Source organism: Methylobacterium sp. Leaf456 (assembly GCF_001425465.1).
Classification (GTDB): domain Bacteria; phylum Pseudomonadota; class Alphaproteobacteria; order Rhizobiales; family Beijerinckiaceae; genus Methylobacterium.
Genome location: NZ_LMQV01000012.1, coordinates 301520 through 314350, shown reverse-complemented (window position 1 = coordinate 314350; position 12831 = coordinate 301520). Strand labels below are relative to the sequence as shown.

Annotated in this window: 15 protein-coding genes; 11 read left to right on the top strand and 4 right to left on the bottom strand. The window is 67.2% G+C overall.

Annotated elements, in window-relative coordinates:
• Positions 1-361 precede the first annotated feature (361 nt).
• Positions 362-1771, top strand: coding sequence for a type I glutamate--ammonia ligase (gene glnA / locus ASG52_RS11440; protein ID WP_056242995.1), 1410 nt, complete (start codon positions 362-364; stop codon positions 1769-1771).
• Positions 1772-1861: 90 nt separating this feature from the next.
• Here glnA and ASG52_RS11435 read toward each other — a convergent pair whose 3' ends face one another.
• Complete coding sequence (locus ASG52_RS11435) at positions 1862-2815, bottom strand: GlxA family transcriptional regulator (protein WP_056242994.1); 954 nt, start codon at positions 2813-2815, stop codon at positions 1862-1864.
• 132 nt (positions 2816-2947) lie between these two features.
• Here ASG52_RS11435 and ASG52_RS11430 point away from each other — a divergent pair, with 132 nt between their 5' ends.
• Positions 2948-3865, top strand: coding sequence for an alpha/beta fold hydrolase (locus ASG52_RS11430; RefSeq protein WP_056242992.1), 918 nt, complete (start codon positions 2948-2950; stop codon positions 3863-3865).
• Between the two features lie 77 nt (positions 3866-3942).
• Positions 3943-4431, top strand: a complete 489-nt coding sequence (locus ASG52_RS11425; protein WP_056242990.1) for a DUF302 domain-containing protein — start codon at positions 3943-3945, stop codon at positions 4429-4431.
• Positions 4432-4620: 189 nt separating this feature from the next.
• Here ASG52_RS11425 and ASG52_RS27105 read toward each other — a convergent pair whose 3' ends face one another.
• The gene (locus ASG52_RS27105; RefSeq protein ID WP_156383889.1) at positions 4621-5094 is read right to left on the bottom strand and encodes a hypothetical protein; all 474 of its coding nucleotides are present in this window, start codon (positions 5092-5094) and stop codon (positions 4621-4623) included.
• Between the two features lie 42 nt (positions 5095-5136).
• Positions 5137-5481, bottom strand: a complete 345-nt coding sequence (locus ASG52_RS26245; protein WP_156383888.1) for an FRG domain-containing protein — start codon at positions 5479-5481, stop codon at positions 5137-5139.
• A gap of 142 nt (positions 5482-5623) precedes the next feature.
• Here ASG52_RS26245 and ASG52_RS11420 point away from each other — a divergent pair, with 142 nt between their 5' ends.
• The 5 genes from ASG52_RS11420 (at position 5624) to ASG52_RS11405 (ending at position 9164) form a co-directional block, all read left to right on the top strand.
• On the top strand, positions 5624-7552 hold the full coding sequence (locus ASG52_RS11420) for a putative bifunctional diguanylate cyclase/phosphodiesterase (protein ID WP_056242989.1): 1929 nt from the start codon (positions 5624-5626) through the stop codon (positions 7550-7552).
• A gap of 70 nt (positions 7553-7622) precedes the next feature.
• Complete coding sequence (locus ASG52_RS11415) at positions 7623-8201, top strand: NADPH-dependent FMN reductase (protein WP_056242987.1); 579 nt, start codon at positions 7623-7625, stop codon at positions 8199-8201.
• 55 nt (positions 8202-8256) lie between these two features.
• Positions 8257-8595 (top strand): hypothetical protein, encoded by a 339-nt coding sequence (locus ASG52_RS11410; protein WP_056242985.1) that lies wholly within the window; start codon positions 8257-8259, stop codon positions 8593-8595.
• A gap of 54 nt (positions 8596-8649) precedes the next feature.
• The gene (locus ASG52_RS27845) at positions 8650-8787 is read left to right on the top strand and encodes a hypothetical protein (RefSeq protein WP_200945596.1); all 138 of its coding nucleotides are present in this window, start codon (positions 8650-8652) and stop codon (positions 8785-8787) included.
• A 170-nt stretch (positions 8788-8957) separates the two neighbouring features.
• Positions 8958-9164: a hypothetical protein gene (locus tag ASG52_RS11405; protein WP_056242983.1), complete on the top strand. Its 207-nt coding sequence runs from the start codon at positions 8958-8960 to the stop codon at positions 9162-9164.
• Positions 9165-9183: 19 nt separating this feature from the next.
• Here the strand turns inward: ASG52_RS11405 and ASG52_RS11400 are convergent, their stop codons facing one another.
• Entirely contained in the window at positions 9184-9483 is a 300-nt protein-coding gene (locus tag ASG52_RS11400; RefSeq protein ID WP_502691046.1) for a hypothetical protein, read from the bottom strand.
• A 264-nt stretch (positions 9484-9747) separates the two neighbouring features.
• Between ASG52_RS11400 and pstS the strand changes: the two genes are divergently transcribed.
• From pstS to pstA, 3 genes are all read left to right on the top strand, one after another.
• Positions 9748-10791: a phosphate ABC transporter substrate-binding protein PstS gene (gene pstS, locus ASG52_RS11395; RefSeq protein ID WP_056242981.1), complete on the top strand. Its 1044-nt coding sequence runs from the start codon at positions 9748-9750 to the stop codon at positions 10789-10791.
• A gap of 100 nt (positions 10792-10891) precedes the next feature.
• The gene (gene pstC / locus ASG52_RS11390; RefSeq protein ID WP_056242980.1) at positions 10892-11869 is read left to right on the top strand and encodes a phosphate ABC transporter permease subunit PstC; all 978 of its coding nucleotides are present in this window, start codon (positions 10892-10894) and stop codon (positions 11867-11869) included.
• A gap of 25 nt (positions 11870-11894) precedes the next feature.
• The gene (pstA, locus tag ASG52_RS11385) at positions 11895-12800 is read left to right on the top strand and encodes a phosphate ABC transporter permease PstA (RefSeq protein WP_056242978.1); all 906 of its coding nucleotides are present in this window, start codon (positions 11895-11897) and stop codon (positions 12798-12800) included.
• Positions 12801-12831: the final 31 nt, after the last annotated feature.

The window sequence follows — 12831 nt, the reverse complement described above, 5'->3', positions numbered from 1 at the left end:
CCAACCCGCCGCGAAATGCGACGCCGGTTCCCGCGTGAAAGCGTCGCTCCGATCGGCGCAGGTGGGGCGATCTTTTCCGCGAAAGGCCCGCCGGGGCGGAGATTTTTGTCTCAGGACGGGTGGCGGCGGCGGGGCGTGGGCAGTAACGTCCGCGCCCGTCGGCCGGACCGGCTGGGGCACGAGGAGGGATGCCGGCTCGCACGACCCGTGCCGCGCTCGTCGCGCGTGGGCCTGCGAAACGAGCCCTCTCCCTCTCCCCTGCCCCCGGGACGATCCGACGACCGGCCGGGATCAGCCCCGGCCCGGATGCGGCCGCTCCGGCCGCGCCCGCCTGACGAGACGACCCGAGGAGACGCACACGATGAAAACGGCCGCTGATGTGCTGAAGGCCATCAAGGACAACGACGTGAAATACGTCGACTTCCGCTTCACCGACCCGCGCGGGAAGTGGCAGCACGTGACCTTCGACGTCTCCCTCGTCGACGAGGAGATCTTTTCCGAGGGCACGATGTTCGATGGCTCCTCGATCGCCGGCTGGAAGGCGATCAACGAGTCCGACATGCTGCTGATGCCCGACCCGGTCACCGCCTGCATGGACCCGTTCTTCTCGGCGTCCACCATGTCGATCGTCTGCGACGTGCTCGAGCCCTCGACCGGCGAGCCCTATGCGCGCGATCCGCGCGGCACGGCGAAGCTCGCCGAGGCCTACCTGCGCTCGACCGGCATCGGCGACGACATCTTCGTCGGTCCCGAGGCCGAGTTCTTCGTGTTCGACGACGTGAAGTTCGGTGCCGACCCCTACCACACCGGCTTCCAGCTCGATTCCACCGAGCTGCCGACCAACGGCTTCACCGACTACGAGGGCGGCAACCTCGGCCACCGCATCCAGACCAAGGGCGGCTACTTCCCCGTACCGCCGCAGGATTCGGCCCAGGACATGCGCGGCGAGATGCTGGCCGCGATGCAGTCGATGGGCGTCAAGGTCGAGAAGCACCACCACGAGGTGGCGAGCGCCCAGCACGAACTCGGCATGAAGTTCGACACGCTGACCCTGCTCGCCGACCACATGCAGATCTACAAGTACTGCATCCACAACGTGGCGCAGAGCTACGGCAAGTCCGCGACCTTCATGCCGAAGCCCGTCTACGGCGACAACGGCTCGGGCATGCACGTGCACCAGTCGATCTGGAAGAACGGCAAGCCGCTGTTCGCCGGCGACAAGTACGCCGACCTCTCCCAGGAATGCCTGTGGTACATCGGCGGCATCATCAAGCACGCCAAGGCGCTCAACGCCTTCACCAACCCGTCCACCAACTCCTACAAGCGTCTGGTGCCGGGCTACGAGGCCCCCGTGCTGCTGGCCTACTCGGCCCGCAACCGCTCGGCCTCCTGCCGTATCCCGTGGACGACGAACCCGAAGGCCAAGCGCGTCGAGGTCCGCTTCCCCGATCCGATGGCCAACCCCTACCTCGCCTTCTCGGCGCTGCTGATGGCCGGGATCGACGGCATCCTCAACAAGATCGATCCGGGCCCGGCCATGGACAAGGATCTCTACGACCTGCCGCCGCGCGAGCTGAAGAAGATCCCGACCGTGTGCGGCTCGCTCCGTGAGGCCCTGCAGAACCTCGACAAGGACCGCGCCTTCCTCAAGGCCGGCGGCGTGTTCTCGGACGACCAGATCGACTCGTTCATCGAGCTGAAGATGACCGAGGTGCTGCGCTACGAGATGACCCCCCACCCGATCGAGTTCGTGCAGTACTACTCGCTGTAAGCGGCGCGCGGGCCGGCCCGCCCGGCCCGCGACTTTCGAGAAACGACCTGTAGCGCCGGGGCCTCGCGAGGGGCTCCGGCGTTCGCGTGTTCAGGCGGTCGGGCCGGGCTCGTGATGGCGGACGCTGCGCCGGATGACCTGGGGCGGCTGGCCGAACGCCCGCAGGAAGGCCCGCCGCATCCGTTCCCGGTCGGCGAAGCCCGTCTCCCGCGCCACCGTGTCGAGGGAATGCCGGCCGTCCTCCAGCATCGTCCGGGCGGCCTCCAGGCGGAGGTTCTCGACGGCCTTGGCCGGTGATTGGCCGGTCTCCTCGCGGAAGATGCGGCTGAACTGGCGCGGACTCAGATGGGCCGCCTCCGCCAGTTCCTCCACCGACAGCTCGCTCCTCAGGTTGGCCCTGGCATGGGCCAGCACCGTCTGGACCCGGTCGGAGCGCGGTTGCAGGTCCAGCAGCGCGGAGAACTGCGACTGCCCCCCCGTTCGGCGGTGGTAGACCACGAGCGTCCGGGCGATGCCCTTCGACATCTCGGGGCCCAGGTCGTCCTCGACCAGAGCCAGCGTCAGGTCGATTCCCGCGGTCATGCCGGCCGAGGTCCAGACGTTGCCGTCCGCCACGAAGATGCGGTCGTCGTCCACCTTGATCGAGGGATGGCGCCGCTGGAGGTCGCGGGCATGGGCCCAGTGGGTTGCCGCCTTCCGCCCGTCGAGCAGGCCCGCCTCGGCCAGGAGGAACGCCCCCGTGCAGGTCGCGGCGACCCGGCGCGCGCCGGCCGCCGTCTCGCGCACCCGTTCGACGAGGCCCGGCGCCGACGCATCAACCCGGACCGATCCCACCACGATGAGCGTGTCGAAGCGCCGGCCGGAAAACGGCTCCGTCTCGATGACCATGCCGATGGAGGTCCGGACCGGCCCGCCTCCTTCCGACAGGAAGGTCACCTCGTAGAAGTCCCGGCCGAGTTCGAGATTGGCCAGCTCGAAGGCCGTGAGAGGCGCGAGGTTCATCACCTGGAACCCCGGAAAGAGCACGACACCGATGGACGGCATGGGGAGCCCCGCGGCGAATGTCCTAAAAGGTTGGATGTTCGACATATGGGATATGCCGGGGCACGTCTAGGTTCGATGGCGACAGGCGTGGGCGACACCCCCGCCGGACCCGCCGCCCAGGAGCTTCCTTCCATGACCACGCCCAGCATCGCCACCCTCGGCCGCGACGCCGAGACCTACACGCGCCGCTGGCTCGCCTCCGGCGAGATCGCCGTCGCGACTCTGCGGGACGGGACCCGCCTCCGCTACGTCCGGGCGGGGAGCGGGCCGAACCTCGTCCTGACCCACACGGTGCGGACGCAGCTCGACCTGTTCCAGCGGGTGATCCCGCTGCTCGCGCCCCACTTCACGGTCTACGCCCTCGATCTGCCGGGCTTCGGCTGGTCGGACCTGAAGCCGGAAGCCCCGAAGGACGAGCCCACCCTGCGGGCGGCCTTGAAGGATTTCATCGCGACCCTCGGCATCGAGCGCCCGATCCTGGCGGGCGAGTCCATCGGTGCGACGCTGTCGCTCTCCGTGGCTGCCGATCTCGGCGACGCGGTCGAGCGGGTCTTCGCCTTCAACACCTACGATTACTTGCCCGGCCTGGAGCGCTCGAACCTTCTGGCCTCGATCATCATCAAGAGCGTGCGGGCGCCCCTCGTCGGCCCGGTCTTCGCGGCGCTTGAGAACCGGACCATCACCGGCGGCATCATGAAGGGCGGCTTCCACGATTCCCGCAGCCTGCCCTCCGACCTGCTCGACGAGTACGCCCGGGTCGGCGCTCGGGCCGGCTACGCCCGGGCGGCGCGCACCCTGCTCAAGGCGCTCCCGAGCTTCGTCGCGGCCCGCACCCGCTACCCTTTGGTCACCGCGCCGGTCACGCTGGTCTGGGGCGACAAGGACTGGGCGAACCTTCGGGACCGCGCCGGCGTCGAGGCCGCCCTCCCCGCGCCCGAGGTCGTCACCCTCGACCGGACGGGGCATTTCAGCGCCCTGGAGCGCCCCCAGGCCTGGGCCGACATCATCCTGGCCCTGACTTCGAGGCCGAAGTTTTCGGCCGTCGGCTGACGGCCACGAAGCCGCGCGGGCGACCGTCGCGGCACGCGCCACATTCCCCTCTACTGAAGAAGCGAGGATCGACATCCATGTCCGAACCGATGACTTCGACACGCATCACGGTCGAGCACGTGACGCTACGGTCCCCAAAAACCTTCGAGGCGGTGCGCGCCGCCCTGGAGGCGTCGGTGCCGCCCCTCGACCACGCCTATGCCGGGCTGCTGCGCGACGGGAAGGTGGACGCCGCGCGCGATCTCCTCGAACGGCAGGCGCCGCTCTCGATCTTCGGCGCCCGCGACCATGGCGGTCTGCTCCTCACCGCCGGGCTGACCCGCAAGGCCGTCCAGTACGACATCGGCAACCCGCTCACGGCCGCCCGGATGACCCGGCACGTCCTTTCCGCCGCCCTCTACGCGCCGATCCGGGTGCTCCTGCGCGAGGATGAAGCGGGCGGCGTCGCGTTCGAGTACGACCGCCCGGCCACCACCTTCGGGCAGTTCGGGAATCCGGAGGTCGATGCCGTGGCCATCGACTTGGACGCTCAGCTCCGGGCCGTCCTTACGGCCGCGGCCGCCTGACCCCGTCGCTCCCGGCGCCGGGGGGCGCATGTCCGGCCTTGCGGCGTGACCGCCCGAACGGCCGGGCGGCCTTCCGGAATGCCCTGCCGGCCGAACGCGTTCGGGGCTCGCCGACGATGGCCGGGTCTGCGCCACCGACAGTCGAGGCGACGGATGAGAAACCAGGAAAGCGGGGCCGGCATAAGCAATTCAAGCGGGAAGGACTTTACTCATAATATATTTTGCAGCAGATTCTATCTCTGGAAACATGGTGCTGCCATTTATATTTATTAAATCTAGTTCGTCCGAGATCTTCTTTTTAAGATCGGCAGGCACAAGGAGCCGCAAAATTGCTACCTCATGTTCTTCGGGCCTCAGCTCGTGTGGCAGCCCAAATATGAAAAACGCTCCCTGTTGAGCAAGTATGCGTCGATTATTTTGCTTTGGCTTAACGAGTATGATCCTGTGAAGGTCCTCTCGACGTATTGCAGGAAGAAAGTAAGGTTTTTCAGTCTTGATAAAATGCAGAAGCCTTCTGCCGGTGTCCGATGCATTCAATTCCTCATCAGTTGCAAAATGCCTAATTTCATTGCGTTCCTTTGATGAAAGACTAGAGAGGTTTGCAATGCAGCTGACCGTATCGCTGTCAAAATATTTAACTGCACGTTTTTCTACGTCAAACAATATTACATGACCGTCATCTGTCGGGTTGCTTTTTGTAGCGAATTACAGTGCAACCAAATGATTTAAACTTACGTCAAACAATCTCGTCTCAAGTGAAAAATGCTGCATTCGAACTAGCTGATCGAACGCACTTCGATCTTTCTCAAATTCGCTCGGATGCAGGCTGACCAACTCTCGCAGTATATTCTTTTCTTCGCGGGAATTGCCGCTCGTACGATAAAGGCTTGGTTTAAGTAGGTAGCTTGTCTTTGCGTGTCCCCTGTATGTGCGAATAATACCTGAGCGGGGCGCCAGCTCCACGATTTTGGAAATGTACTGCGAAACCGAGGTAATCTCTATTCCTTCAGCCGATGTCTTTTTGCTTTTCTTAGTTGCAGGCTTCGCCATGGTATCCCCCACTCCCTGAGCGGTTCATCAGAGCATGGCTGCTTGAAAAATTCATACTGACCCACTGCCGAGCGGCGTCCCAATTTATTAGGAAATGTTGGTTTCAAGCCGGTTCATCCGACGTGCCGTTCACGAGTGTACGATGTTCCTCCCGGGGCTCCGCCGCCTCATCGGCCTCTACGCCGTGCGCGAGAACGATCCGGTTCTGGCCACGGCGCAGTTCCAGGCGCTCGCCCGCCAGATCCTGATGCTCTACGCGTTCCTCGGCCTCAACGCGGTCGGGCTCGCCTACGCCCATTACGGTCTGGCGCCGGACTGGGTCGTGATCGGGCCGCCTTTCGTGCTGGTGCTGGCCGTCGGCGGGCGCTCGCTTTCCTGGATCCGCGCGGCCCGCCGCCCGCTCCAGGGCCGGCAGGCCTTCGCCCAATTGCGGATGGTCAACCGCTTCACCGTGATCCTCGGCCTCAGTGCCTCGCTCTGGGCCAGCCTGCTCTACGGCCGCGGCGACAGCGCCAGCGACATGCACGTGATCTTCTTCCTCACCATCACGATGATGTTCTGCATGCAGTGCCTCGCGCATCTGCGCAGCGCCGCGCACATCCTCACCACCATCGCGGTGCCTTACTGCCTCTACTTCATCGCGTTCGGCGAGCCGATGGTGCAGATGGCGGTGGTCAGCTACGTCCTCGTCCTGATCGGCTCGACGGCGATGCAGAGCTTCGCCTACCGCGACTTCTGCCATCTGGTCGATCTCACCGCCGAGAACGGCCGGCTCGCCCTCACCGACATGCTCACCGGCCTGCCGAACCGCCGCGCCTTCACCGCCCGGCTGGAGGAGGCCGTGGCCCAGGCCGCCGCGACGGGCGGGCGCTTCGGCGTCGGCATGATCGACCTCGACGGCTTCAAGCCGGTCAACGACAGCCTCGGCCACGGGGCCGGCGACGCGGTGTTGCGCGAGGTCGCCCGGCGGCTGGAGGCGGCCGGACTCGGCTGGGTCGCCCGGCTCGGCGGCGACGAGTTCGGGCTCATCGTCGAGGGCGAGGCCGACCTCGAGGCGATCGGCGGGCAGGTCTGCGCCCTGCTGCGCCAGCCCTACCTGCTGCGGGAAGGCTCGGCCCAGATCGGCGCCTCGGTCGGCTTCGCCCGCTTCCCCGAGGCGGCGGCCGGCGCCGAGACCCTGGTCGACCGCGCCGACTTCGCGCTCTACCACGCCAAGACCTGCCGCCGCGGCTCGGCGGTGTGCTTCGCCCCCGCCCACGAGGCGGCGCTCCGCCGCGACGCCGCCATCGAGCAGGCCCTGCGCCGGGCCGACCTCGCCCGCGAATTCCACCTGCTCTACCAGCCGATCGTGGACGCGGTCAGCGGCCGGGTCGAGGCCTACGAGGCGCTGGCGCGCTGGCAGAGCCCGACGCTCGGCGCCGTCTCCCCGGCCGACTTCATCCCCGTCGCCGAGCGCAGCGGCCTGATCCGCGATCTCACCCGGGCGATGCTGGGGCAGGCCCTCGACACGATGCGGCGCTGGCCCGCCGACCGGCGGCTCTCCTTCAACCTCTCGGCCCACGATATCGCCGCTCCCGAAAGCGTAGACGGCTTGACCGCGATCGTGGTGGCCAGCGGCATCGATCCGGGCCGGATCGTGTTCGAGGTGACCGAATCGGGCCTGATGCGCGACCTCGGCGACGCGAACCGCGCGCTCGCCTCGCTCAAGGCGCTCGGCGTGAAAATCGCGCTCGACGATTTCGGCACCGGCTATTTCTCCTTGAGCTATCTCCAGCGCCTGCCCGTCGATCGCCTCAAGATCGACCGCAGCTTCGTCACTCGGCTCACCGAGGACGCGACCTCGCTCGCTATCGTCCGCTCGATCCTCGACCTGTGCCGCCACCTCGACCTCGACTGCGTGGTGGAGGGCATCGAGACCGCCGACCAGATGCTGCTGCTGCGCTCGGTCGGCTGCCGCATGATGCAGGGCTACCTGTTTCACCGGCCGATGCCGGCCGACGCGATCCCGGCCTTCGAGGCCGCCGCCGCCGAGCCGACGCGCTGGCCCGGACCGTGCTCGGAAGCCGCCTGAAGCGCGGGACGGATCGGGCAGGGTCGGGTAGGTTTTCGGTCTGAAATCGAGAACCGCGAGGCCAAAAACGATGTCCCTGACGATACCCGTGATCCTCGGCTCGGTCCGCTCCGACCGCAATGGCATCCGCGCCGCCCGCTTCCTCGTCGGCCAGATCGAGGCGCGGGGCCACGCCGCGCCGTTGGTCGATCCGGCCGAACTGGACCTTCCGCTCCTCGACCGGATGTACAAGGAGTACCCGAAGGGAGAAGCGCCGGCCCCGCTGGAGCAACTGGCCAACCTCTACCGCCGGTCGGACGCCTTCATCGTGGTCTCGGCCGAGTACAACCACTCGATCCCGCCGGCTCTGTCCAACACGCTCGACCATTTCCTCGAAGAGTATTACTGGCGCCCCTCGGGAATCTGCTGCTACTCCGCCGGCCAATACGGCGGCGTGCGCGCGGCGATGCAGCTCCGGGCGATGCTCGGCGAACTCGGCACCCCGAGCATCCCCTCGCTCCTGCCGATCCCGCGCATCCACAAGGCGCTGAGCGAGGCGGGCGAACCGGCCGAGGAATGGCTGAGCAAGGCGGCCAAGAAGTTTCTCGACGAGCTGACATGGTACGCCGAGGCTCTTCAGGCCAAGCGCGCCACCGGCACGCCGTATTGAGCGCTCTGGCATCGCCCTTGCCCGTGCTCCTCTTCGCTTCGCGAAAGAGGAACCGATGAACGAGAGCGTCGAGCGCGTTAGGGATATCCTGGCCGAGCTGATCAAGGCGGCCCTGGTCTCCGACGATGGTCGGAGTCTTACCTTCCGGCAAGCGGCGGAGACGGGACTCTCGTCCTTGCGGGAGGACCCGCCGGACCCGGCCGGGCTTCGCATGGACGGCGCCTGGACCCTCGCGTTGCCGATCGCGGAGGCGCCGGACCTCCAGCCCCAGGAGGGCCGGGTCAACCTCACCCTGCCGCGGGCCTGCCCCTTCACCCTCGACGAATTGCTGTCGCCCGGCTTCGACCGCGACGCGGCGATCGAGCGTATTCGCAAGAGCGCCTCGACCGGCTGAAACCGAAACGCCCCTCGGACGATTGTCGGCGGAAGGCCATTTAAGGAGAAGCCCTTGTCCGCCAACGATTTCACCCACCGCGTCGGCCACGACGTGAACAGCGTCGATCAGGTGTCGAGCGTGGTCCTGCTCGGCATCGCCGTGGCCGGCGGCATCGCCGTGGTGCTGCTCGACATCCTGTTGATCGGCTGACGATTCCCGCCGTGCCCGCAAGGGCGCGGCGGCCTGCCGCAGGGTGGATGAAGATTTCTATAACCAGCTCGGCGATAAACTTTCATTAACCATCTCGGTGCAGGCTGCACCCTCGGTTGCCGATCCGCATCCCCGCGGTGACGAAACCTTCATCCTCGCTTCGGTCCACCATGGCACAGCTCGCGACCGACTACGCCGCCGATACCCTCGCCCCGGCGCCGCTGCCGAACCTCAGCGGCGAGACGCGCAACCGCCTCGGCCACGCCCTGCGCGAGGCCTATGTCGGCGCTTGCGAATCGCAGCCGATCACCGACGTACAGGTCGAGCTACTGCTGCGCCTGCGTCAGAAGGAGCGGGACCGGCGCCGCGGCCTCTGAGTGGCACTGCCTCTGAGGTTCACTGCCAACGCCGCGCCTTCGGCTGGCTGCGCCGGATCTCCGCGGCGCGGATCAGCGTCATCACCCGGTCGAGATCCTTGAGCAACGCCGTCTCGCTGTGACGGGCGGCCTCGGAGTCGTCGTCGTCGCCGAAGCGTTGCCGCTGCTGCGCCAGCGTAAGCGCCTGCTCCAGAGCCTCCCGCTCGCCGTGCAGCGCGCGGTAGGCCGTCTCCTGCGGATCGAGCGTCTCGATCTCGGCCTGCGGCTCGCCCGTCGTCGGACCGGCCGCCCGGTCGTCCCTGCGGGATGGCTGCGCCACGCTGTCGTCCTCCGTTGCATCGCGCGATCGACGGTCGCGTCCGGCCCGATCGTTGATCTCCCTCAACGCCCGAACGCCGCAAACCGGTCCATCCTCGACGGAATTTGGCGAGAAGAGGGCGTCGGCCTGCGCTGTCATGTCCCCGTCATGTGGCCGTCATAGACGCGGCGCGTCGGAGGGCTATGGCTGCCCCGCCGCGGTGCAGCGCCGGTCCCGGACCGGCACGTGCCCCCAGGCAGCGCCCGACCCGTTACGGAGATGCTTGTGAAACCCTTCACTTACGCCCTGGCCGCCGGCCTCGCGGTCGCCCAGCTCGCGACCTCGGCGCTCGCCGCCGACATCACCGGCGCCGGCGCCACCTTCCCCTTCCCGGTCTACTCGAAGTGGGCCGAAGCCTACCGCAAGGAGAGCGGCAACGGCCTGAACTACCAGTCAATCGGCTCCGGCGGCGGCATCAAGCAGATCCAGGCCAAGACCGTCGATTTCGGCGCCACCGACGCCCCGCTCAAGCCCGCCCAGCTCGAGAAGGACGGCCTCGCCCAGTTCCCGACCGTCATGGGCGGCGTCGTCACCGTGGTGAACATCCCCGGCCTGGAGCCGGGCAAGCTCAAGCTCACCGGCGAGATCGTCGCCGACATCTACGCCGGCAAGATCCAGAAGTGGTCCGACCCGAAGATCGCCAAGCTGAACGAGGGGCTGAAGCTCCCCGAGGCCAACATCACCCCGATCTACCGTTCGGACGCGTCGGGAACGACCAACATCTTCACCACCTATCTCTCGGGCGTCTCCGAGGGCTGGAAGAAGGAGTTCGGCGCCGCCACGACGATCTCCTGGCCGGTCGGTCAGGGCGGCAAGGGCAACGAGGGCGTCACCGCCACCGTCAAGCAGGTTCCGAACGCCATCGGCTACGTCGAGTCGGCCTACGCCAAGCAGAACAAGCTCGCCTACGCCCTGATCCAGAACAAGGCCGGCAAGTTCCCGCAGCCCGACGACAAGGCCTTCCAGGCCGCCGCTGCCAGCGCCGACTGGAAGTCCACCCCTGGCTTCGGCATCGCGCTGACCAACCAAGCCGGCGACGACGCGTGGCCGATCACGGCGGCGACCTTCATTCTCGTCCACAAGGACCCGGCCGACGCCGCCAAGGCCGGCGAAGTGCTGAAGTTCTTCGACTGGGCCTACAAGAACGGCGACAAGCTCGCGACCGAGCTCGACTACGTGCCTTTGCCCGACAACGTGGTCGGCCTGATCCACGAGGAGTGGAAGACCATCAAGACCAAGGACGGCAAGCCGGTCTTCGGCGGCATGTAAGGCGTACCGGGGCTCCTTCCCAGAAGGGGCCCCTTTTTGCACCGGCTCGCCTCGCGCCCGCGACCGCGCTACACGCCCCGCACTCGATGAGCATTCGCGGATGACCGCCTTGACCCAATCCGTCGCCCTGGCCCGCGAGAGCGGTGTCGCCGCCCGCATCGCCCCGAGCAAGACCGGCGACCGCCTGTTCCAAGGGCTGTCCTACGCCTCGGCGCTCCTGGTCCTGCTGGTGCTCGCCGGCATCCTCGGCTCCATCGTCTACGGGGCGTGGCCGGCCTTTGCCGAGTTCGGCTTCGGCTTCCTCACCTCGTCGGCCTGGAACATCGGCACCGAACAGTACGGGGCGCTCCCCGCCGTGATCGGCACCGTCGCCGCGGCTTTGCTCGCGCTCGTCATCGGCGTGCCGATCTCGCTCGGGATCGCGATCTACCTCACGCAGCTCTGCCCCGGCTGGGCCCGCAAGCCGGTGGCCATGACGATCGAGCTGCTCGCCTCGGTGCCGAGCATCATCTACGGCATGTGGGGCCTGTTCGTGTTCGCGCCCCTCTTCGCCCGCTTCGTGCAGGTGCCGGTGTCGAACGTCGTCGAGGGGCTGCCGATCGTCGGCACCCTCCTCTACGCCCGCATCCCCTCGGGCGTCGGCGTGCTCACCGCGGGCATCATCCTCGCCATCATGATCGTGCCCTTCGTGGCCTCGATCACCCGCGACATGCTCGACCAGATCCCGACGGTTCTGCGCGAGAGCGCCTACGGCATCGGCTGCACCACTTGGGAGGTCGTGCGCCACGTCCTCGTGCCGCAGGCCTCCGTCTCGATCATCGGCGCGATCATGCTCGGCCTCGGCCGCGCGCTCGGCGAGACCATGGCGGTCACCTTCGTGATCGGCAACGCCAACCGGCTCTCCGCTTCGATCTTCGATCCGGGCTCGACCATCGCCTCGCGCATCGCCAACGAGTTCAACGAAGCCGACGGCCTGCAGCTCTCCTCGCTGATGGCGCTGGGCTGCCTGCTCTTCATCATCACCTTCATCGTGCTGATCGTCGCGCGCCTGCTGGTGCGGCGCACGAAGGTCGCCTGATCCAACTGCCGGGACGAGCGCCACCATGGACGCCACCAACCACATCACGACGACGGCCCAAGCGCCCGGCCCCGCGCCCCGCGCCAGCCGCGTCCGCTCCGGCCGCCGGATCGCCGACCGCATCCTGATCGTGGCGAGCACGCTCGCCACCCTGCTCGGCATCATCGTGCTCGGCTCGATCCTGCTGATGCTCATCGTCGAGGGCGTGAAGGGTTTCACCCCGGCGCTGTTCACGGCGCCGACCCCCGGCCCCGGCTCGGAAGGCGGCGGCATCGCCAACGCCATCCTGGGCAGCCTGATCATGACCTTCATCGGCATCGTCATCGCCACGCCGATCGGGCTGATGGCCGGCACGTTCCTGGCCGAATACGGCAAGACCTCGAAGATCGCCGACGTCATCCGCTTCCTCAACGACGTGCTGCTCTCGGCGCCCTCGATCCTGATCGGCCTGTTCGTCTACACCCTGATGGTGCGGCCGATGGGGACCTATTCCGGCTGGGCCGGCGCGGTGGCGCTCGCCATCATCGCGGTGCCGGTGATCGTGCGCACGACCGAGGACATGCTGCGCCTCGTGCCGAGCCCGATGCGCGAGGCCGGCGCGGCGCTCGGCGCCCCCCGCTCCCTGGTGATCCGCGCGATCACGTGGCGGGCGGCTTCTGCCGGCATCGTCACCGGCATCATCCTGGCGCTCGCCCGCATCGCCGGCGAGACCGCACCGCTCCTGTTCACCGCGCTCAACAACAACTCGTGGTTCAACGCCAACCTGCTCGGCGGCGTGCCGAACCTGCCGGTGATGATCTACCAGTTCGCGCTCTCGCCCTACCCCAACTGGCAGAGCCTCGCCTGGGCGGGCGCGCTCCTCATCACCGTCACCATCCTCGCCCTCTCGGTGACGGCCCGCTTCGTGATCAAGGAACAGCGGCAGCGCTGAGCGCCGTTCGCGTCCCGAACTCCTACCCGAC

Excerpts from the sequence above, each read along its gene's own strand:
- glnA (WP_056242995.1), top strand. The coding sequence starts at position 362 with ATGAAAACGGCCGCTGATGTGCTGAAGGCCATCAAGGACAACGACGTG.
- ASG52_RS11435 (WP_056242994.1), bottom strand. The coding sequence starts at position 2,815 with ATGCCGTCCATCGGTGTCGTGCTCTTTCCGGGGTTCCAGGTGATGAAC.
- ASG52_RS11430 (WP_056242992.1), top strand. The coding sequence starts at position 2,948 with ATGACCACGCCCAGCATCGCCACCCTCGGCCGCGACGCCGAGACCTAC.
- ASG52_RS11425 (WP_056242990.1), top strand. The coding sequence starts at position 3,943 with ATGTCCGAACCGATGACTTCGACACGCATCACGGTCGAGCACGTGACG.
- ASG52_RS26245 (WP_156383888.1), bottom strand. The coding sequence starts at position 5,481 with ATGGCGAAGCCTGCAACTAAGAAAAGCAAAAAGACATCGGCTGAAGGA.
- ASG52_RS11420 (WP_056242989.1), top strand. The coding sequence starts at position 5,624 with ATGTTCCTCCCGGGGCTCCGCCGCCTCATCGGCCTCTACGCCGTGCGC.
- ASG52_RS11415 (WP_056242987.1), top strand. The coding sequence starts at position 7,623 with ATGTCCCTGACGATACCCGTGATCCTCGGCTCGGTCCGCTCCGACCGC.
- ASG52_RS11410 (WP_056242985.1), top strand. The coding sequence starts at position 8,257 with ATGAACGAGAGCGTCGAGCGCGTTAGGGATATCCTGGCCGAGCTGATC.
- ASG52_RS11405 (WP_056242983.1), top strand. The coding sequence starts at position 8,958 with ATGGCACAGCTCGCGACCGACTACGCCGCCGATACCCTCGCCCCGGCG.
- pstC (WP_056242980.1), top strand. The coding sequence starts at position 10,892 with ATGACCGCCTTGACCCAATCCGTCGCCCTGGCCCGCGAGAGCGGTGTC.
- pstA (WP_056242978.1), top strand. The coding sequence starts at position 11,895 with ATGGACGCCACCAACCACATCACGACGACGGCCCAAGCGCCCGGCCCC.